The sequence below is a fragment of the Herbiconiux moechotypicola genome (assembly GCF_024979255.1).
Taxonomy (GTDB): Bacteria; Actinomycetota; Actinomycetes; order Actinomycetales; family Microbacteriaceae; genus Herbiconiux; species Herbiconiux moechotypicola.
Window position 1 is genome coordinate 266,024 of sequence record NZ_JANLCN010000003.1, and the last position, 20,568, is coordinate 286,591.

Below are 20,568 nucleotides of genomic sequence, written 5' to 3' on the forward strand. Positions count from 1 at the left end.
ATGCGCCGGGCTACCGGCCTGCCAGGTGTGGAGACACGACCGTGTCGAACGCCTCGGCGGTGCGCCGCACCGCCTCGACAGGGTCGGCCGACCACACCTCGGCGTTGAAGATCTCGACTTCGATGTCCCGGTCGTAGCCCGTCGCCTCGACGGCGCGGGTGAGCAGCGCGAAATCGATCACGCCGTCGCCGGGCTGGTGACGGCTGAGCAGCACGTCGGCGGGGAGCGGGGTCTTCCAGTCGCACACCTGATAGCTCGCGATGCGGCCCTCCTGCCCCGCCGCGGCGATCGACGTCAGCACGTCGGGGTCCCAGAACACGTGGAAGGTGTCCACCACGACCCCGACCGCGGAGGGATCGAAGTCGGCGGCGATGCCGAGCGCCTGGGCGAGGGTCGAGACGACACAGCGATCGGTCGCGAACATCGGATGCAGCGGCTCGATGGCCAGCGTCACACCGGCCACGGCCGCATCCGGCACCAGCTCACCGATCGCGTCGCGCACCCGTTCGCGCGCACCCGCCAGGTCCTGCGACCCCTCGGGCAGTCCGCCCGCCACGAGCACGAGTACCGCCGTGGAGCCCGGTGCTCCGGCGGCCGCGAGAGTCGCGGTCTCCTCGATCGCGACGCGGTTGTCGTCGAGGGAGGCTCGGCGCTCCGGGCCCTCGGGCATCGTGAAGAACCCCGACCGGCAGTGGGTGGTGACGCGCAGGCCCGAGTCGGTGAGCATCCGTGCCGCGGTGTCGAGGCCGACTTCCTGCACGGGCTCGCGCCACAGCCCGATCGCCTCGAGCCCCGCATCCGCCGTGACGCGCAGGGCCGTTGCGAGGTCGGCGTGCTTGATGGTGGCCTGGTTGAGGGAGAGTCGCGGGTGGGGTGTGGTCACGAGCGGGCCCCCGCCAGTGGCCGCAGGCCGTTCAGGGCGAGCATCCCGTGCCATCTCTCGGCGGCGAGTTCGGGCTGCTCGAGAGCGTGCGCCGTGTTCGCGAGTTCGATGATGCGGCTCAGGTGGGGCAGGTCTCGGGCGGAGTGCAGTCCGCCGACCATCTGGAACGCGGGTTGGTGGCCGTTGAGCCAGGCCAGGAAGGCGACGCCGGTCTTGTAGTAGAAGGTCGGTGCCGCGAACACCTGGCGTGAGAGCGCCTCGGTGGGGCCGAGGATGCGGGCGTAGCCCTCGGGGTCGCCGGCGTCGAGCGCCTGGATGGCTGCGGAGGCGACCGGGGTGATGGCCGCGAAGGCGCCGAGGAGCGCATCCGAGTGCCCGGGGCCGGATCCGGTGCCGGTTCCGAGGGAGTCGCCGCCGATGAGGTCGACGTAGTTGAAGTCGTCACCGGTGAACATGCGCACACCGTTGGGGAGGCGTTCGCGCACCCAGATCTCGGCATCGGCGTCGAGGAGGCTCATCTTGACGCCCGCGACGGCGTCGACGTTCTCGGCGATGATCTGCAGCAGCACGGTGGCAGCCTCACGCCAGTCGGCCGAGCCGAAGTAGCCGGCCAGCGACGGGTCGAACGCGGTGCCGAGCCAGTGCAGCACGACCGGGGTCGATGCGGAGCCGAGCACGCGGCGATAGACGCGATGGTAGTCGTCTGCGGTCGTGGCCGTGCGAGCGAGATGACGGCTGGCCATCAGCACCGGCCCCGCGCCCTGCTCTTCGGTGAAGTGCAGCTGCTCGAGGTAGGCGTTCTCGATGACGCTGAGCGACACCGAGACCTCCTCGAGGTGGTCGGTGTTGACGCCCACCACGACCGAGCCGCCCTCCTCGCGAGCGAGCTGCGCCGACCGGGTGATGAGTTCGCGAGTGGCGGCCGCATCCAGGCCCATGTTTCGTTGGGCGGTGTCCATCGCGTCGGCGACGCCGAGACCCCAGGAGTACACCTGACGGCGGAACGCGAGGGTCGCGTCCCAGTCGATCTCGGCGGGGGAACCGGGGGTGTTGTCCGCCCAGGTGACCGGCACCACATGAGCCGCAGCGTACGCCACGCGCGATCGCAGCGGGCCGGCCGGTTTCGCGTAGTCCGGCGCCTCGAGCAGCTCCGCGGTCGTGAGGGCGCCGTCGGCGCCGAGAAGAGTGAGTGTCATGGCTCAGTCCAGGGCGAGGGGGTCGAGTGCGATCTTGCGGCCCTCGCGGCTGGACCGGAGCCCCGCCTCGGCGAGCAGCACCCCGCGCGCGCCGGCGAGCAGGTCGAACTCGTACGGGGTGCCGAGCACGTACGAGGTGAGGAACTCCTCCCACTGCTGCCGGAACCCGTTGACGAACACGTCGTTCGTGGGCACCCCGGCCCAGTCGGCGTCGTAGTCGTGCGCGTCTTCGAGGTCGGGGTTCCAGACCGGCTTCGGCGTGGCGTTGCGGTGCTGGATCTTCGCCCCGAACAACCCCACCACCGCCGAACCGTGCGTGCCGTCGACCTGGAACTCGACCAGTTCGTCGCGATCCACCCGCACCGTCCACGACGAGTTGATCTGCGCCACGACCCCGCCCTCGAGCTCGAATACCCCGTACGCGGCGTCCTCCGCGGTCGCGGTGTAGTGCTCGCCCCGCTCGTCCCACCGGTCCTGGATGTGCACGGCGGCCTGGGCGTAGACGGTCCGCACCGCCCCGAACAGGTTCTCGAGCACGTAGTTCCAGTGCGGGAACATGTCCACGATGATGCCCCCGCCGTCCTCCGCCCGGTAATTCCAGCTGGGCCGCTGGGCAGGCTGCCAATCGCCCTCGAACACCCAGTACCCGAACTCGCCCCGCACCGACAGGATGCGGCCGAAGAACCCCGAGTCGATCAGCCTCTTCAGTTTCTGCAGACCCGGCAGGTAGAGCTTGTCGTGCACCACTCCGGTCTTCACCCGCGCCGCCGCCGCGAGCCGGGCGAGCTCGAGCGCCTCCTCGACCGACTCCGCTGTGGGCTTCTCGGTGTAGATCGTCTTGGCCGCCGCGATCGCCTTCCGCAGAGCGGATGCGCGGGCCTTCGTCACGAGGAAATCGGCATAGATCTCCCACCGCGGGTCCGCCAGCGCCGCATCCAGATCGGTCGTGAAGTCCTCGATCCCGTGCCGCTCAGCGAGCTCGGCGAGCTTCGCCTCACTGCGACCCACGAGCAGCGGCCGCACCGTGACCCTCGAACCGTCACCCAGCTCGATACCGCCCTCGTCGCGGATCGCGAGAATCGACCGCACCAGATGCTGGCGATACCCCATCCGCCCCGAAACACCGTTCATGATGATGCCGATCTCCCGCGCGCTCACGGCTCCACCACCGCATCCAGCTGCACGAAGTCGAGCGGCAGCTTGTAGCCGAGCGAGCTCGCGTTCTTCGCCGTGGCCGTGAACCTGAACTCGTGCGATCCCGCGCTCAGGGTCACCTCGCCGAGGTCGACGTCGACCACCTTGCCCGAGGGGCGGTACAGATCGAGGGGTGTGCCGTGATCGACCCCGTCGATCTGCAGCTGGTACGCGCCGTTGTCGCTGAACCTCATGCTGCGGAGCGTCAGCTGATACGTGCCCGCTGTCGCGACCGGCACCGTGTACTCGATGTGCTCTCCGGTGCCGTAGGCGTTGAAGATGCGATACGAACCGCCGCTGGCGTCGACGTTGGTCTTGACGACTCCCGTACTCGCCGTCAAGGACTCGGCTTCGAAACGGGTGCTCGTGCCGGCGGTCGTCGCGCTCGCCGGCGCGCTGGGTGCGGAGAGCTGGGGAACGGCGTCGGATGCCCGCACCGTGTAGACGTAGCTCGTCGACGGGGTCAGACCGGTGTCGCTGAACGACGTCGTCGTCGAGGTGCCGATCGCGGTGCCGTCGCGGTAGACGGTGTAGCCGGTCACGCCCACGTCGTCGGTCGAGGCCGTCCAGCTCAGGTCGATCTGCGTGGTCGAGACCGCGGTGGCCGCGAGACCGGTCGGCGCCGTCGGCGGCTCGGTGTCACCTCCTCCCCCGGTCGCCTCGATCAGGCTGAGGGAGTCGAGCATCAGCTTGTAGCCCGAGGCGCTCGCGTTCTTGCCCGTCACCGTCAGCCGCACGAGGTGGCTCCCCGGGGTGGTGAAGGTGTGGGAGCCCAGGGTGACGTCTCGTCGCGACTCGGAGGTGCTCCAGAAGAGATCCTGTGCCGCGCCGGCGGTCACCCCGTCGACCGACAGCTGGTAGCTGCCGTTGTTGCCCGCCTTGAGCACGCGGGCCACGACGTCATAGCTGCCGGGCTGTGTCACGTCGAGACTGAACTCCACGTAGTCCCCCACCGCGTTGTGGTTGAGTCCGGCCTTCTTGCCGCCGCTCGCCGTCGCGTCGGTGTACACCGACACCGAGTCGGTCTGGAGGTTGATCGGCAGGGTCTCGGCCTCGTAGGGGTTCGGGATCGCGATCGGGGCCGGGTTCGGCGCCGCGGTGCCGGTGAGGGAGAACTTCACGCCGAAGGTCTTTCCGCGCGCACCGTTCACGTCGACCTTGAGCTTCACGGTCGGGTGGTACTGGATGACCGTGACTCCCGGGTCCTTCGAGATCAGTCCGGTCGCGCTCGTGTCGACCGTGAGGTAGATCGTGCCGACGTTCTTCTGGGTGGGGTCCGACACCGAGAGCTCGAGCTCACCGGCGGTCTCCTTCATCATGACCGCCGCCTTCCTGTCCGACGTGACCGGACCGGCCGTGGTCGGCTCGTCCTTCCAGAAGGTCATCCCGGTCACGTTCAGGGCGTTGTCCTTCACCGCCTGCACGGAGTCGGAGTTCTCCAGGATGCTGATGTCGGGCGCCGCCGCGTAGGCGTCCACCTGCGAGCTGGTCTTGTTCGGCAGCAGCACGTAGGAGTACGACTCTCCGGCGGGGTTCGTCCCGTGATCGAGCGCGAGACTCAGGTAGTTCCTCGTGCGCGGAGTCGTGTCGTCCCAGGCCGAGGAGGAGTTCAACTGCTTCCAGGTGCCCGTGCGGGCCTCGCGCAGTCCCTTCACGGTCGCGCCTTCCGGAAAGTAGTAGCCGATGTCCGAGCCCGGCACCGAGCCCGCCAGGTGCAGGGAGCTCGCGCCGGTGATCGTGTCCGACCATCCGAGGGTGGTCGGCGCAGCCGTGCCGTCGACGGTGAGCACGTTGTCACCCGCGGCGTCGAGCTTGCGGTTCTCGACGACCGTCTCCACGGCGATGCCGTCGGTGCTCGTGATGCCGGCGCCGAGGGCCACGACCTCGTCGTCGAACAGGAACCACGACTTCTTGGCCTCGAGACTCCGCCCCACCGGGTGGAGATCCATACCGGTGACGCCGTACTGGCCGAGCAGTTCCGCACCGCCGACCCACGACCGGTCGGAGCGGGCGTTCGCCGCCTGGGTCGTGTTCTTCAGCACGGTCGTCCCCGGCAGCCGGTAGCTGTCGACGGTCGGCCAGAAGTCGTCGTTGAACTGGCTGAGATCGTCGTTGTACAGGTACGTCATGCCCTCGCCCGTGTGCCAGCCCTTGTTGTTCTCGGCGTTGATCGCCTCGTAGTTGCCGATGCGGCTCGACGACATGCTGATGCCGAAGCCGAATCCGGGCCGGAGGTGCACCGCACGGTCCATCGCCGCGAACTGCCGGTAGCCGGTCAGCTCAGCGCGCGGCGTGACCGAGGGGTCGTCGAGGATCTCCTGCGCCGCGATGATCTGGGAGATCGGCACCTGGGTGAGGAAGGTCTTGTCGGCGTCGAGCTGCAACCAGTACAGGATCATCGCCCGGAACGCCTCCGCGTCGGCGGACGGCGCCACCTCGGCCAACCGGATGATGGCGCCCATCACGTGCACGGCGACGTCGAGGTCCTGCGCTCCGAACCGGCTGATCTCCCGGCCCCGCACCATGTCCATGAGATTCCCCTTGTAGAGCAGGGGCTCGAAGGAGTCGTAGACCCATGAGAACACGTTGGCCACGTCCGGATCGGTCACGTCCCAGGTGGAGCCGTGCAGGAGGAAGAGCAGATCGGCGATCCCCTCGAGCAGCGAGACGCCGTAGCCGCCGTTGTAGGCGTAGAAGGAGTGCTGCACGAAGGAGCCATCGACCGAGAAACCGTCCCCCGCGGTCACGTAAGGGAACAGGTCGCCGGTCCCGTCCCGCCCGGCGGCGATCCGGACGGAGTCCTTGGCGTTGATGCCCGAGAGCACGATCACCTGGCTCTCCCAGAGCCGGTTGGCTCCGCTCATCGTCACACTCGGCTGGGCGTAGGCGACGGCGGCCATGTAGGCCGCGACCTGGGTGGGCGTGAGCTCGTCGTAGATCAGGGCGACGATGTCGTTCAGGGCCAGTGGGGCGCCGATCTGCCAGTGCCACCAGTTCTGGTACATCGTGACGCCGTCGTAGAACCGGGTGCTGTTCATCCAGTCGAGCGCGTCGATCAGATCGGTCCTCAGCTGCACGTCGCCTTCGAGGTCCGACCCGTGCGTGGCGTAGGCGAGCGCCATCTCCTTCAGGTGCTCGTAGGTGCGCGTCACGCTCGCGGAGTCGTTGCCGAACGGGGAATCGGCCCACAGTCGCACGCGTCCCGCGGTCTTGTCCATGGTGTCCCACGAGAGCTGCGCGGCGTCGGTGATCTCCGTGATCCTCGCCGCGATGTCGGGATCGGTCGGGTCGTAAGCCGCGCCCCCGGTCAGCATCGTCGCGTATCTCTCCCTGAGCTCGTCGAACTCGTCCGGGGTTTCGACCACCCGCACCCCACCGGTGGGCGTGCCCGGTGCGGCATCGGCTCGCGCCCCGAGGGGAGCGAGAAGCAGTGCGGTCGTGAGCATCGCCACGGCGGCCGCGCCGCCGGCGGCTCGTGTCATCGAGATCCTGAACATCGTCGTCCTTACCGTGTCGGTGTGTGGTGCTGAAGGGTGGATGGGGAGGCCGCCCCGTCGAGCACGGCTTCCCGGAGCGCCTGCACGACGACCCGCGAGCGATCGTCGTCGGCGAGCCGCAACCCGTTGCTGATGAAGGCGAAGCCGACTCGCGACGCGGGGTCGGCGAAGGCGAGTTGCCCTCCCAGGCCGTCGTGCCCGAACGAGCTCGCCGAGAGCATCGGGCGCCGCTCGGAGGAGAGCATGAAGCCGGCACCCCAGCGATGCCAGGGTCCGGGGGCCGGCACCGCGGGCGGCCCCTCGCTGACCGGGCGGCACAGCTCGGCGACCACCTCGTCGCTCAGCAGACGGATGCGCTCGCCGTCGCAGACGGTCGCGCTCCACATCGTGGCGAGCGCCCTCGCGGTGCCGATGGCTCCGGCGCCCGGGATCGCCGCGTGCTGCACGACGGGGTCGTTGAAGCCCTCCCCGGGGTCCGCGAAGCGGCGGGGCAGACCGTGTCCGAGCGTCAGGGCGCGATCGGCCAAGCGTTCGAGGTCGGAGGCGCCGGAGTTGGGCGGAGTGTCGGTCCAGTAGTCGTCGAGCACGACGCTCTCCGCCACCGTGGGGAGAACGCCGGCGGGAGCGCCGAAGAACAGCGGAATCTCGAGCGGCCGCGTGATCCGGTCGGCGAGCAGCTCGCCGATGGAGCGGCCGGATGCGCGCACGAGCACCTCCCCGACGATCCAGCCCAGGGTGAGCGCGTGGTACTGGTGGGTCGCGCCGGGCGGGAACAGAGGAGTCTCGGCCGCCAGGAGCCGTGTCATCCGGCTCCAGTCGACGACGTCGCTGCGGCGCAGTTCGGCCCGGAGCACCGGAAGCCCCGCACGATGGGCGAGCAGATCCCTCACGGTGAGACCGTCCTTGCCGGCGGCTCCGAACTCGGGCCAGTAGTGGCACGCCTTCTCGTCGAGGTCGAGCAGCCCGTCCCGCACGAGGGTGCCGGCGAGCACGGCGAGCACACCCTTGCTGCAGGAGAACAGCACGGCGAGGGATTCCCCTGTCCAGGGCCGGCCCCCTCGGGCGGTGCCGCCCCAGCGATCGATCACCGGGCATCCGTCGACCCGCACGTGGAGTGCGGCCCCGCCCGGAGAGCTCTGCGCCACGGCATCGTCGAAGGCCGCGGCGACCCGCTCGAATCCGGGAGCGACCGTCCCGATACCTGGCGACGGACTGGTCATGACAGGCCGTACCGGAGGGTGATGATCTGGAAGGGACGGAGCTGCAGGTTGACCCGGTTCAGCCCACCGTCGAGCGGCTGCGCATCCAGCGGACGCTCGAGCAGATCGACGACCTGCACCCGCTGTACTGCGGCATCGGTCTCGACGACGGTCGACCGCCGGCCACCGCTCGATTCGAACAGTCGCACGATCAGGTCGCCGCTGCGGTCCTCGGCCGGTTTCACCGTCTCGATGCGCACGGCCGGATCGCTCGACCGCACCAGTGGGGCGATCTCGCGCCCACCGGCGACCTCGCGAAGGGCACGGTCGAGGCGGTGGCCCTCCTCCGCCGCGTCGGCGAGGGAGGCGCCCGGCCGGAGCGCGAACCGGAGCGTGTGCCGTCCCTGATCGGACTCGGGGTCGGGGAAGGTGGGGGCCCGCAGCACCGACAGTCCGACCGAGGTCGTGGTTCCGCCGTCGGCTCGCGTGTCGCGGGTGACCGAGTGTCCGAAGGTCGAGTCGTTCGCGATCGCGATCGCGTAGCCCTCTTCGCCGAGCCGGATCCAGCGGTGGGCGACGAACTCGAACCGGGCCTCGTCCCAGGAGGTGTTCGTGTGGGTCGGGCGGTCGAGGTGCCCGAACTGGATCTCGGAGGTCGAGCGGTCGGCGTGCACGTCGAGGGGGATGACGAGCTTCAGCAGCTTGTGCCGCTCGTGCCAGTCCACGTCGAGCGTGATGTCGACGGCGTCGCGCCCCGGCCCCAGTGAGATCGTCTGCACGATGGTCGTCGCACCGACGCGGCGCGTGGCCTCGACGACGGCGACGCCGTCGCGGACCGACGCCGAGACCTCCTCCGCCGTGTCGAGGTCGACCGCGGAGGTGCGGTAGTGCCGATCGAGGTCCCAGGCGTCCCACTTGTCGGGCACGTCGCGATGGAGCCGCAGGAGGGCCACGCGTTCCCCCGGAGCCACGGCCTCGCGGCCTGACGCGTCGCACACCGAGCGCACGAGGCCGTCGGCGTCGACCGCCACGCGCATCCGACCGTTCTCCAGGATCCATCCACCGGGCCCGCCGCTCTCGCCCGGCCAGGGGCGGATCGTCACCCCCGGCGACGCGGGCGACGACGACGGCGACGACCACGACGCGATCGCACCCGCCGCGACCCCCTCCAGCGCGACCGACGCCGAATTCGCGACGAGACGCTGCTCGCCCTCGCCGGCGAGGGCGCCGAGCGCCGCCCGCACGATCTCCTCGAGTTCCCCCGCGAGCCGCGCGTGATCCGCCTCCGCCTCGCGGTGCACCCACGCGATCGAGCTCCCCGGCAGGATGTCGTGGAACTGCAGCAGCAGCGTCCTCCGCCAGATCCGCTCGAGCTCGTCGTAGGGGTACGGCCGCCCGAGCGTGACCGAAGCGGTGGTCGACCACAGCTCGGCCTCGCGCAGGAGCCGCTCGAGCCGGCGGTTCCCCTGCTTCGTGCGCAGCTGGCTGGTGAGCGTTCCCCGATGGAGTTCGAGGTACATCTCCCCCGACCACACGGGCAGCTCGTCGCGCTCGGCCCTGGCCGCCTCGAAGAACTCGCGCGGGGTTCCCAGCCGCACCCTCGGCGAACCGTCGAGGTCGGCCTGCCGGTGCGCCGACGCCACCATCTCGCGGGTCGGGCCGCCTCCGCCGTCGCCCCAGCCGAACGGCGCGAGCGAGACCGAACCCGCACCGTGGTCGCGGTAGGTGCGCTGCGCGTGGGCGAGCTCGGCGGGCGAGAGCTCGGCGTTGTAGGTGTCGATGGGCGGGAAGTGGGTGAACACCCGGGTGCCGTCGATGCCCTCCCACCAGAAGGTGTGGTGCGGCATGGCGTTGGACTGGTTCCACGAGATCTTCTGCGTCATGAACCAGTCCGAGCCCGACAACCGGATGATCTGCGGCAGCGACGCGGTGTAGCCGAAGGTGTCGGGGAGCCACACCTCGGTCGTCTCCACCCCGAACTCCTCGAGGAAGAACCGCTTCCCGTGCACGAGCTGCCGCACGGTCGACTCGCCTCCGGGCAGGTTGGTGTCGGGTTCGACCCACTGCCCACCGACGAGCACGAACTGCCCGGTGGCGACCTTCTCGCGGATGCGCGCGAAGAGCTCGGGGTAGCTCTCCTTCACCCACGCGAGCTGCTGCGCCGACGAGCACGAGAAACGGAAGTCGGGATGCTCGTCCATCAACGCCACGACGTTCGAGAAGGTGCGGGCGCACTTGCGCACCGTCTCCCGCACCGGCCAGAGCCACGCGCTGTCGATGTGCGCGTGGCCCGTCGCCACGACGGTGTGCGCGCTCGCGGCGGCGGGTGCGGCGAGCGCCGGCGCCAGTGCTGCGCGGGCGGCGGTGACGGTGGCGCCGACTGAATCGGGGTCGACGACGTCGAGCATCCGGTCCAGCGCCGTCCACAGCTGGGCCGAGCGGGGGTCCTCGGCGGAGAGCTGTTCGGCGAGGCCGCGGGCGACGCCGATGTCCTGCAGCAGGTTCCAGACCTCTCGGTCGACGAGAGCGAGCTCCAGCCGTCGGAGGCGGTAGAGCGGCTCGGATCCGGCCGTCGCCTTGTCGCCGAGGGGCGTCGTGCGCCAGTGCGACTCGGGCGGGATGCCGGGGTTCGCGGCGAGCTCGAGGAAGAGATCCACGACGCCGCCGGAGTCGACGGGCAGGTGGGAGTTCCGGGGCGACACGCCTTTGACGATCGTGCCGTCGGGCCGGAAGGCGAGTCCCTCCGCCTGGAACCCCGGCGCGAGCCCGTCGAAGCCGAGATCGATGCTCACCTCGGCACTATGGCGCTCGTCGATCGCCCAGTCGCCCGGCACGGTGCCCTGCACCCGCAACCACAGCGTGCTCCAGGGTCTGCCCCACGGCGAGCCGACCGCGAACGGCTCGAAGCGCTGCCGCTGCGCCACGCCGAAGGGCACCGGCTCGTCGGGCACCTCCCAGCTCGCGAGCGCGAGGGGTGCGGTGCGCGTGTGCAGGGATGCGCGCAGGCTCTCGTCGACGAAGCGCGTGAGGCGGTCGCCGGTACGGCGGGGGTCGGAATGCACGGTGGGGCCTCGATGGTCAGTGTGCGGCGGCGGCCGGTCGGGCCGGTTCGACGGCGACGGGATGCGCGAATCCGACCGGGAAGACCGGATCGGCGGTGTCGTTGGGCACGTCCTCGTGGGAGCGGCGCACCGCATCCATCGAGCGGGGGATCTCGAACGGAAGCCGGCCCCGCGCGACGACTCCCCCGGTGAGGGTCTCGATCAGCGCCGCATCGCTCGTGCCGAAAGTGGCCACCACGACCGACGAGAACGGGAGGAGCGGGGTGAGTATCGCCGGCCGGTCGAGCGCGACGTCGAGCACGAGCGGAACCCGCGCGGCGATGCTCGAGAGCCTGGCCACGAGACCGGGCCGGAACTCGAGCGATCCCTGGCGGAACCTCGATTCGAACAGCAGGTCGTCGCGCGGGTCGAAGGGCGCCGCGATGCGCACGACGGCGAGGTCGGCCTCCTCCGGCCGGTCCACGACGACGCCCAGGGCGCCGGACACGACCGGGTCGATCCCCTCGACGTAGACGCGCCGGTCGTCCGACCGGGCGATCGGGAGCAGCGGGTCGCCGTCGGGCCCGGAGTCCTTGAGGATCGTGACCGCCTGCGCCTGAGCCCGGAAACCGGCCGCGCGGTGCTCCGGGCGGCCCACCACGTCCTCCGCGGCGTCCTCGTCGACGAAGGGGTCGTCGAACAGTCCCAGCCGGAACTTGAGTTCGAGCACGCGCCTCGCCGACTCGTCGATCCGCGCCTCGCTCACACGTCCCGCGCGCACGAGGACGATCAGCAGGTCGACGCACTCCTCTCCGCCGAACTGGTCGCATCCCGCATCCAGCACCGCGACCAGCCGTTCCGCCGGGTCGAGGTGCTCGACCCCCCACGCCTTCGCGGGGAGCACCTGCCCCTGCGCGACGTTGTCGTTCACGAGCTCCCAGTCCGTGACGACCACGCCGTCGAACCCGAGCTCCTCCCGCAGCAGCCCGGTCACGATCTGCCGGTTGTAGCCGAACCCCACCTCCTCGATCGGAAGGCCGTCGCGCTCGAGCCCGATGGGCATCCCGTAGTACGGCATCATGCCGGCGACGCCCGCCGTGATCGCCGCCCGGAACGGCTCGAGGTGCAGCTCGAACGCCCCGCCCGGGTAGACCTGCTCACGTCCGTAGGGGAAGTGCGCATCCTCGCCGTCTTCCTGCGGCCCGGCCCCCGGGAAGTGCTTCGCCACGCACGCGACCGAACCGCTGCCGAGCGAGGCGCCTTGGAATCCCTCGAGATAGGCGATGAGCGCGCGCGAGGTGCGCTCGGGATCGGAACCGAAGGTGTGCAGCTGGCGGCCCCAACGCGGTTCGGTCGCCAGGTCGATCTGGGGATGCAGCGCCATGCGGATGCCGACGGCCAGGTACTCCCGGCGAGCGATGTCGGCGAACTCGCGGATGTCGTCGTCGCTCAATGCAGCCAGCCCCAGGGGCTCCGGCCACTGCGAGAACGATCCCGCGGCGAAGGAGGTGCCCTCGTTCTCGAAGAAGCCGTGACGCGGGTCGGTGCTGATCGTCACCGGAATGCCGTGCGGCGTCTGCGCGGCGAGACGCTGCAGGGCGTTGGCCCATCGTGCGGCGTCGCGCGCCCGGCCGAGGGCGTGCACGTTGAAGTGGTTCAGGTGTTTGCCGAGCACCACGGTGCTCGTCGGCGATTTGCTCAGCGCGCCAGGTGTCTCCAGCAGCGTCCCGTCCGGTCCGGCCTCGATCACCGTATGGAAGAGGAGTCCCGCCTTCTCCTCGAGGCTCAGCCTCGTGAGGAGGTCGGCGGTGCGTTCCTCGGGGGTCAGGCGAGGGTCCTCGTAGGGGTCGAGCCGCCCGTTGCCGTTGAGGTCGCGCCAGACGAGGTCGACGGATGCGGGTGGAGCGGTGGGATGTGCGGGCACGGCGGAGCGGTCCTTTCGAGGTCGAGCGAGGTCAGCCCTTGAGGCCGGTGAATCCGATCCCGCGCACGATCGAGCGCTGGAACACGAGGAAGATGAGGATGGGTGGGATGCTCGCGATCAGCATCCCGGCGATCAGATAGGCGGGATCGGTCGCCTGGGCGAGACGCGGAAGCGCCACGGCGAGCGGCTGCGTGGTCGGGTCGGTCAGCACGATCAGCGGCCAGAGGAACTCCTTCCAGGCCGTCATGATCGACAGCAGCGACACCACGGCGAGGATGGGACGCGACATCGGGAGAACGATGCGCCAGAAGATCGTCCACCACCCGGCTCCGTCGAGCTGGGCGGCCTCGAACAGCTCGCGCGGGATCTCCTCGAAGAACTGCTTGACCAGCAGGATCGTGAAGGCGTTCGCGCCGGCGGGCAACCACACCGCCCACGGGGTGTCGGTGAGACCGATCCCGAGCAACGGCAGGTCGAGCACGGTCAGGTAGAGGGCGATGAGCGTCACCGTCGCGGGCACGAACAGGGTCACGAGGATGGCGCCGTAGACGATCCTCCCGTACCAGGGTCGGATGACCGCCAGCGCGTATCCGGCGGTGGCGGAGACCAGCAGCTGCACCGCCCACGAACCCCCTACGAGCACCACGGTGTTGCCGAGGTAGTGGCCGATGTCGAGCAGGTTCCACGCGGTCGGGATGTTCTCCCAGCGTGCGGGCTCGGGAATCAGGCTGAGGGGCCGTTGCACGAGGTCGGTCGTGGTCGAGATCGCGGCGCGGATCATCCACACCACCGGGATGGCTCCGAAGGCGATGAGGCCGGCGAACAGGGCGACATGCATCGCACGCCAGCCGACGAAGATGCGCGGCCGGCGCCAGTCGAACGAGGAGAGCAGTCCGCGCTCGCGGACCGGAGACGACCGGCGGCGGGTGCGGCGGGCTGAGGCGGTGGCGGTCATCGCGAGCTCCACGATCTGGTGAGCCTCAGATAGATCGCCGAGACGATGATGAGCACGACCGCGAGCAGCACGCTGAGCGCCGTCGCGACCCCGTAGTCGCCGAACAGGAAGGCGTAGCGGTAGATCATCAGCAGGATGGTGACCGTGGCGTTGGCAGGGCCGCCATCGGTCATGACATAGGGCTCGGTGAACACCTGGATGGCTCCGATGATCTGGAGCAGCAGCAGAACCAGGATGACGCCGCGCAGCTGGGGCAGGGTGACGTAGCGCACCCGCTGCCAGACCGAGGCGCCGTCGAGCTCGGCGGCCTCGTACAGCTCGGTGCTCACCCCGGCGAGGGCGGCCAGGTAGATGAGGATGGCGGTGCCGGCGCCCGACCAGGTGGCCACGATGACGAGGCTCGGCATGGCCAGCTCGGGCGACTGGAGCCACGGGAGCGGACCGATGCCGACCAGCGCGAGGAGCGAGTTCACGACCCCGGTCTCGCCGGGGCTGTAGAACACCTTCCACAGCAGCACCGCGACCACGGGTGGAATGACCACCGGCAGGTAGGCGAGCACCCGGGCCAGCGTGCCGCCGCGCCGGAGCTCGGAGAGGAGCACGGCGCACAGCAGCGGCACCGGTAGCCCGATGGCCAGGGAGAGCACCGTGAACCACAGCGTGTTGAGGGCGGCCTTGGGCAGCAGCGGGTCGGCGAAGAGCACCTCGAAGTTGCGCAGCCCTACCCACTCGGCGGGGTCGACCAGGTTCGTCTGCTGGAACGCGAGCACGGTGCTCTGCAGGATCGGCCACCAGGCGAAATAGCCGAAGGTCACGAGGGCCGGGAGGAGGAACAGCAGCGCGGCGATCGCGGCGCGGCGGCGTTGAGGGCTGCGGCGTCCGCGCCGGCGCCGCTGCCGCTGCCGCTCGCGCTCGGCCGCGGTCTCGGCGGCCGCCGCCTGGGCGGTGCGGTCCAGGTCCGCACCGCCCAGGCGTTCGGGGGCGATCGTCATGACGCGTGCTGCGCCAGGATCGCGTTGACGCGGGACTCCGCGTCGGCGAGGAGGGCGTCGATGTCCGCGTTCGGATCGGTGAGGACCGCCTGCACCAGCGGGTCGAGCGCCGCGTAGATCTCCTGAGAGGCGACCTCGGGCTCCGGCACGTACTCGAAGGCTCCGAGCGAGGCGACGTAGGGGGCGAAGTTGTCGACCGGCACGTTCACGAACTCGTCGATCGCGTCGCGGTAGGCCGCGTACGCCTCGTCGCTGAAGATCGGGGCGACCGGAACACCGACCGGCAGGCCGTCGGCGGCCGACGCCTCCGCCGTCTCGGCCGCGACCTCGAGGTCGTAGTTCGGCCGCAGCGCACGCCAGTCGATCCACTTCACGGCGGCCTCCTTCTCGGCCTCCGTCGCCTGGGCGTTCACCATCAGCACCGTGGCGCCGGCGAGCGTGGAATCCGCGCCGCCCTGCGGCATGGGGCCGGCACCGAAGGCGTCGGGGTCGCCGCCCGCGGCGATGTAGTTCGGGTAGACGTCCGGCGGAGCGGAGACCCACATGCCCACGTTGCCCGCGGTGAACTCGGCCACCAGGTCCTCCTGCTTGCCGAGCACGTTGTCGCCCAGCGAGTCGTCCTCCCAGCGCATCGCCTTCCACAGCTCGAGCACCTCGCGGGCGTCGTCGTCGTTGAACGCCGCCGTCCAGTTCCCGCTCGCGTCCTGCTCGATGATGCGGCCGCCGTGCGTGTAGTCGTACCCCGTGAGGTGCCAGCCGCCGCTGTTGTTCGTCGTGATCTCGCCGAAGCCGGTCTTGCCGGTGGTCTCGGCGATCTGTGCGGCGTACTCGCGCACCTCGTCCCACGTCTCCGGCGGGCTGTCGGGATCGAGACCCGCCTGCTCGAAGAGATCGCGGTTGTAGACGAGACCGAAGGCGTAGCTCTTCTCGGGGATGCCGTAGACGGCGCCGTCGCGCTCCAGGAACTGCATCACTCGCGGGTTGAGGTCGTCGAAGCTCTCGAGCTCGGCCGCCACGTCGGAGATGTCGGCCACCTGACCGCGCTCGATGAGCGCCGGGGGCTCGGTGAGCGGCACCCGCAGGAGCGTGGGCGCGTTCCCGCCCGCGAGCCGGGTGGCGAAGGTCTTGGCGTCCCACGGCACGTCGGACGCCTCGATGGTGATGTTCGGGTTCGCCTCCTCGAACTCCGCGACCTGGCGCTCGAAGAGCTCCACCGCTGCGGTGTTGGTGGCCGCGGGCTTGCCCATGATCGTGATGGTGACCGGCTCGTCGCCGGCCTCGGTCGGCGCGTCGCTCGAACCGCTGGTGCAGGCGACGGTGCCTGCGAGCAGCGGGAGCACGACGAGCGCGGCGAGGGCGCTCCGGGTGCGTCGATGCATGATTCCTCCGTTCGGCGCGGTGGCCTGCTGCTACCGCGATGGTCGCCGACGAGGCCGGATTCCGGAGGTTCCGGTCAACACCGCGTCGTGCGTCTCGCCCAGTATGCAGACCCTCTGAACAGTTTGCAAGCTTTGCGATCATTTCTTTGCAATCTGGTTTCTAACTTGTGAAGTTTGTGCGGACTGTGCTCTCATTGCTGACATGGCACAGCTCAGCGCAGACCGTGTGGATGCGGATCGCCCGTCCGCCCTGCTCCTGATGAATGCGCGGGCGTTCGGCGATCTCTTCGACCCCGACCGCCTCAGCCGGCTGCACGGCCTGGTCGCGCTCGGCGATCCCGTGCGCCTCGACGACCTGCGAGGCCCCGACGCCGTCGCGCGCCTCGCGAGCACCGAGATCCTGGTCACGGGATGGGGTTCGCCGGTGCTGGGCCCCGACGTGCTGGCCGCAGCCCCCGGGCTGCGCGCGGTCATCCACACCGGAGGATCGGTGAAGCAGCACGTCTCCCCCGCGTTCTGGGATCGCGGCATCCTGGTCACCAGCGCCGCCGACGCCAACGCGATCCCCGTCGCCGAGTTCACGCTCGCCACGATCCTCCTCGAAGGAAAGCGCGTGGCCAGCTACGTGGAGGGCTACCGGCGTCATCGCGAGGTCGGCGGGGTGTGGCGCGACGCCATCCCCTCGGCCGTCAACTTCGGCGGCACCGTGGGCATCATCGGACTGTCCCGCGTGGGCCGGCGGGTCGCGGAGCTCCTGCGCCCGTTCGGGCTCGAGGTGCTGGTGGCCGACCCGCACGCCCGCCACGCCGACGCCTCTGCCGTGGGCGCACGCCTCGTCGAGCTCGATTCGATGCTCGCGGCGAGCGACATCGTCAGCATCCACGCCCCCGAGCTGCCCGACACCCGGCACCTGCTCGACGCCCGGCGGATCGCGCTCCTGCGCCCGCACGCGGTGCTCATCAACACGGCGCGAGGCTCGCTCGTCGACACCGAGGCCCTCATCCGGCGCTGCCGTCTCGGCACCCTCCGGGCGATCCTCGACGTGACCGACCCGGAGCCCCTCCCGGCCGACTCGGTGCTGTTCGACACACCGGGGATCGTGCTCAGCCCGCACATCGCCGGCGCGATGCACGCGGAGACCGGCCGGCTGGCCGACTCCGCGCTCGACGAGATCGAGCGGCTGTGCCGGGGACTCCCGCCGGTGCACCGCGTCGAGGGCGAGTCGCTCGGCATCATCGCCTGACGAACGGATGCGGTGGGGAGCGGCTCGCCGTCGCTCCCCACCGCATGCCGCCCGGGTCAGCCCACCGTCACCCCGGTCACCAGGGGCGACTGCACCACGGCCGAGGTCGTGTCGGTGGTGCGCACGTAGTAGCTGTGCACCCCCTTCACGAGGGAGACCGTGCCGGCGTACCGGGCCCCGTCGGTGTAGTCGGTGTCACCGGGGTCGACCGGCGACATGGCGTGGATAACGCCGTCGATCACGAGTTCGACGGCGTGCGGAGCCGTTCCGTCGGCGTCGGTGTACTCGGCCTCGACCGTCACCGGCGTCGACGGCGTGAGGGTTCCCGCCGTGTGGCTCACGTCGGAGAGTACGGGAGCGGTGCCGCCGGCATCGTTGGTGAACTGGACCGAGTCGACGAACAGCTCGCCGTCGGTGTCGGCGGTCTGCTGCAGCCAGAACACGAGCTTGGCCTGCGAGCGATCGAGCCCCGGGAACGCCGCGAGATCGAAGTCGTACGTCGTCCAGGTGTTGGCGATCGCGATGGGCGCGGTCCCCGTCACGCGATGGTTCGAATCGGCGTCCGACACCTCGATGCGCAGGCGGAGGTTGGGTGAGGGGCTCCGCATCGTGACCGAGAGGTAGCGGTAGCCGTCGGCGTCCACCGAGTGGTGCCAGGGCTGGAACTTCGCCTGCGACATGGCGGTGGCGGGATTCTGGAAGAACCGCCCCACGGTTCGGTCGTCGACGGTCGTGTTGGTGACCTGCCCCACGCCGGCGTGGTTGTTGTACCAGTTCACCCAGGTGTACCCCTGCACCCCGAACAGGCCGTCGCGACCGAATCCGTCGTAGAGCAGCGGCGTCTCGGGCGTGGGCAGCGGAGGCGCGACCGTGTAGTGGGCGGAGCTGTAGCTGTAGGCCCCGCTCGCCTGGGTGCCCCGCACGTCGATGCGCGCGTTGGTGTAGGGCGCCTGGCCACTCACGTCGACGTGCCCGGTCGACACGCCGCCGGATGCGGTCATCGGCGTCCAGTCCGGGCCGAGCGCGTGTCCCGTGAGCGACGTGCCGCTCTGGGCGAAGACCGTCACGTCGCCGGTCACGTAGTCGCCGATGCGCGGGGATCCGACGGTGAGCGCGGTCGGTGGCGTCCCCGTCGACCAGGGAGCGTCGCCGGCGGCGGTGAGGCCGAAGAGGGCCGAGAAGAGACCGGCTTGGATGCTCACGCTGTACTCGTTGTAGCGCCACTGCTGACCGACGTCCTGCGCGCCCGGGCGGTCTTGGTACCAAGGGCTCGCGCTGGTCATGTCGAGCGGGTCTTTCACGTTCGGACCCGACACGAGCGCCCCGGGCAGGACGATGCCCGTGCCACCGGCGGTCTGGCCCTGCTCGTCGAGCCTCGTGTGCAGGAAGGTCGTGAACGTCTCCCCCACGCCCGAGACCCAGCTCGTGCCCCACGGGTTGTTGCCGAACACCCAGTACAGCCCCTTCTGCACCGCGCGGAGGGCGCGCTGGTCGCCGAACAGCTCCCAGTAGCGCAGCGCATCCGCCATGTACGACACGTGCGGCTCGTTCACCCCGAAGTTCTTGAACTGGTCGATCACGCCGTACGGGGTGTCGTCGGTGGAGGAGAGCACGTAGTCCAGCTGCTTCTTGAGGTAGCGCTGGATGTCGAGCTTGCCCGCCGCGGTGGCCACGGGGTAGAGCTCGGCCATCGACAGCGGCCCCATGTCCCAGTAGTTCGTGCTCGACAGGATCGTGAACGGCGTCGCCGCGATCGTCGCCTCGGCCGAGGTGCGATACGCCGCGTCCCCCGTCAGCAGGTGCAGCTGCACCTCGGCGAACAGCAGCGAGTTCGCGATGCCGCCCCGCGTGGTCGAGTAGCCGCCGAGGGGATCGCCGCGGTGCGAGTCGGCGTAGTCGTAGAACTCGACCGCTCCCTCCTCGGCCTCGACGGCCAGGGCCTCCCACGCGGCGGCGTCGGCCACGGCGATGTCGCCGCTGTCGATGGCGGCGCGGATCGCCCGGGCGGTGGCGGCGAGCGACCCCGACGCCTTCGCGGAGCCGCCCACGCCCATCCCCGAGATGCGGCGGTCGTCGGCCGTGCCGACCACGCCGTCGGTGTGGAACTCCGGGTGCTGGAACCCGCCGCTGCCCTTCACGTCCCAGAACGGACCGCCGAAGGCGTCGAGCATCCGGAGCAGGTACTCGCTGCCGAACCAGGCCTCGTCGACGAGGTCGGGCACGCCGTTCGCGTCGTTGTCGAAGGCGACCTCCGGGGTGTCGCCGTAGCGCAGGTACGAGATGGCGATGTTGCCCGCGACCCACTGGTTGCCGCCGTAGATGCCGTAGTCGCCGGCGTCGTACCAGCCGCCCGTGAGGTCGTAGTGCACGGTGCCGTCCTCCGAGGCGGCGTCGTCGAGGTGCCCGGCGGCGTGGTAGACCTTCTCCGACGGGGCGATGCTGCTGTAGCCGTCGGGGTAGGCGTCCTCGGTCGCGACGCCGGAGCGCTGCAGCCGGTAGAACGCGGTCATCTCGTCCAGGTAGCCCGCCCACATGTTCTCGTCGATGGCGAAGCGCGGTGACCGTACGCCTCCGATCTCGAGCGCGTAGTCGTCGCCGACGGTCGTGAAGGCGCTGAAGTCGACCTGGTAGACGCGGTCGCCCCAGGTCGTGCCGCGGTCCAGCAGTGTGCACGAGGGCAGCACGACGGTCTCGCCCTGGAGCACGCGGCAGCTCGTGGCGCCCGGCAGCGCTCCGTCGGCCACGGCGAAGCCCACCTTGTAGCCGGCGGCGCTGTAGCCGCCCTGGCTCACGGTGACCCGGTCGATGGTGGCGGCGGATGCGGGTGGGGCCGTGATCATCGACCCTCCCAGCGCGACGGCCGTCGCGAGCGCCGCGCCTCCCCACATCGCATGAATTCGTCGTCGTGACATGGACCTCTCCTTCGAAGTACGTGTCGGCGGCCTCGCCGGCGCCTCAGTATCGACACATTTCGAAACTTAAAGCAAGGTTTGTAAACTTAATGAGCGATTCCGGCGAGTGACCCTCCAGTCATGTTCGAAACCGTTCATTGCGTTATGATGGGC

Annotated in this window: 12 protein-coding genes; 1 reads left to right on the plus strand and 11 read right to left on the minus strand. The window is 70.1% G+C overall.

The genetic code is table 11. From position 1 onward, the window contains the following. Positions 1–10: 10 nt before the first annotated feature. Genes N1031_RS06385 through N1031_RS06430 form a run of 10 tightly spaced genes read right to left on the minus strand, consistent with a single transcriptional unit; the run spans position 11 to position 16,260 of the window. The gene (locus N1031_RS06385) at positions 11–937 is read right to left on the minus strand and encodes a sugar phosphate isomerase/epimerase family protein (protein ID WP_375163612.1); all 927 of its coding nucleotides are present in this window, start codon (positions 935–937) and stop codon (positions 11–13) included. Next, on the minus strand, positions 880–2,079 hold the full coding sequence (locus tag N1031_RS06390) for a dihydrodipicolinate synthase family protein (protein ID WP_259478773.1): 1,200 nt from the start codon (positions 2,077–2,079) through the stop codon (positions 880–882). The genes N1031_RS06385 and N1031_RS06390 overlap by 58 nt, the downstream gene beginning before the upstream one ends. A gap of 3 nt (positions 2,080–2,082) precedes the next feature. Then, entirely contained in the window at positions 2,083–3,210 is a 1,128-nt protein-coding gene (locus N1031_RS06395; RefSeq protein WP_259478932.1) for a Gfo/Idh/MocA family protein, read from the minus strand. Between the two features lie 23 nt (positions 3,211–3,233). Further along, entirely contained in the window at positions 3,234–6,755 is a 3,522-nt protein-coding gene (locus N1031_RS06400) for a polysaccharide lyase family 8 super-sandwich domain-containing protein (protein WP_259478774.1), read from the minus strand. 23 nt (positions 6,756–6,778) lie between these two features. Next, positions 6,779–7,990, minus strand: coding sequence for a serine hydrolase domain-containing protein (locus N1031_RS06405; RefSeq protein WP_259478775.1), 1,212 nt, complete (start codon positions 7,988–7,990; stop codon positions 6,779–6,781). Then, positions 7,987–11,031: an alpha-mannosidase gene (locus N1031_RS06410; RefSeq protein WP_259478776.1), complete on the minus strand. Its 3,045-nt coding sequence runs from the start codon at positions 11,029–11,031 to the stop codon at positions 7,987–7,989. The genes N1031_RS06405 and N1031_RS06410 overlap by 4 nt, the downstream gene beginning before the upstream one ends. A 16-nt stretch (positions 11,032–11,047) precedes the next feature. Then, the gene (locus tag N1031_RS06415) at positions 11,048–12,934 is read right to left on the minus strand and encodes a glycoside hydrolase family 3 protein (RefSeq protein WP_259478777.1); all 1,887 of its coding nucleotides are present in this window, start codon (positions 12,932–12,934) and stop codon (positions 11,048–11,050) included. A 31-nt stretch (positions 12,935–12,965) separates the two neighbouring features. Beyond that, a complete protein-coding gene (locus N1031_RS06420; protein WP_259478778.1) occupies positions 12,966–13,889 on the minus strand; it encodes a carbohydrate ABC transporter permease in 924 nt (307 codons plus the stop codon). Continuing rightward, positions 13,886–14,881, minus strand: coding sequence for a carbohydrate ABC transporter permease (locus N1031_RS06425; protein WP_259478779.1), 996 nt, complete (start codon positions 14,879–14,881; stop codon positions 13,886–13,888). The genes N1031_RS06420 and N1031_RS06425 overlap by 4 nt, the downstream gene beginning before the upstream one ends. Then, positions 14,878–16,260, minus strand: coding sequence for an ABC transporter substrate-binding protein (locus N1031_RS06430; RefSeq protein ID WP_259478780.1), 1,383 nt, complete (start codon positions 16,258–16,260; stop codon positions 14,878–14,880). Before N1031_RS06430 ends, N1031_RS06425 begins: the two co-directional genes overlap by 4 nt. 202 nt (positions 16,261–16,462) lie before the next feature. On the opposite strand from N1031_RS06430, the gene N1031_RS06435 reads away from it, so the two are divergent. Then, positions 16,463–17,503 carry a hydroxyacid dehydrogenase gene (locus N1031_RS06435; RefSeq protein ID WP_259478781.1) on the plus strand — a complete coding sequence of 347 codons (1,041 nt, stop codon included), beginning with the start codon at positions 16,463–16,465 and terminating at the stop codon, positions 17,501–17,503. 56 nt (positions 17,504–17,559) lie between these two features. On the opposite strand, the gene N1031_RS06440 is transcribed toward N1031_RS06435, so the two are convergent. Then, positions 17,560–20,415 (minus strand): glycoside hydrolase family 9 protein, encoded by a 2,856-nt coding sequence (locus N1031_RS06440; protein ID WP_259478782.1) that lies wholly within the window; start codon positions 20,413–20,415, stop codon positions 17,560–17,562. Between the last annotated feature and the right edge of the window lie 153 nt (positions 20,416–20,568).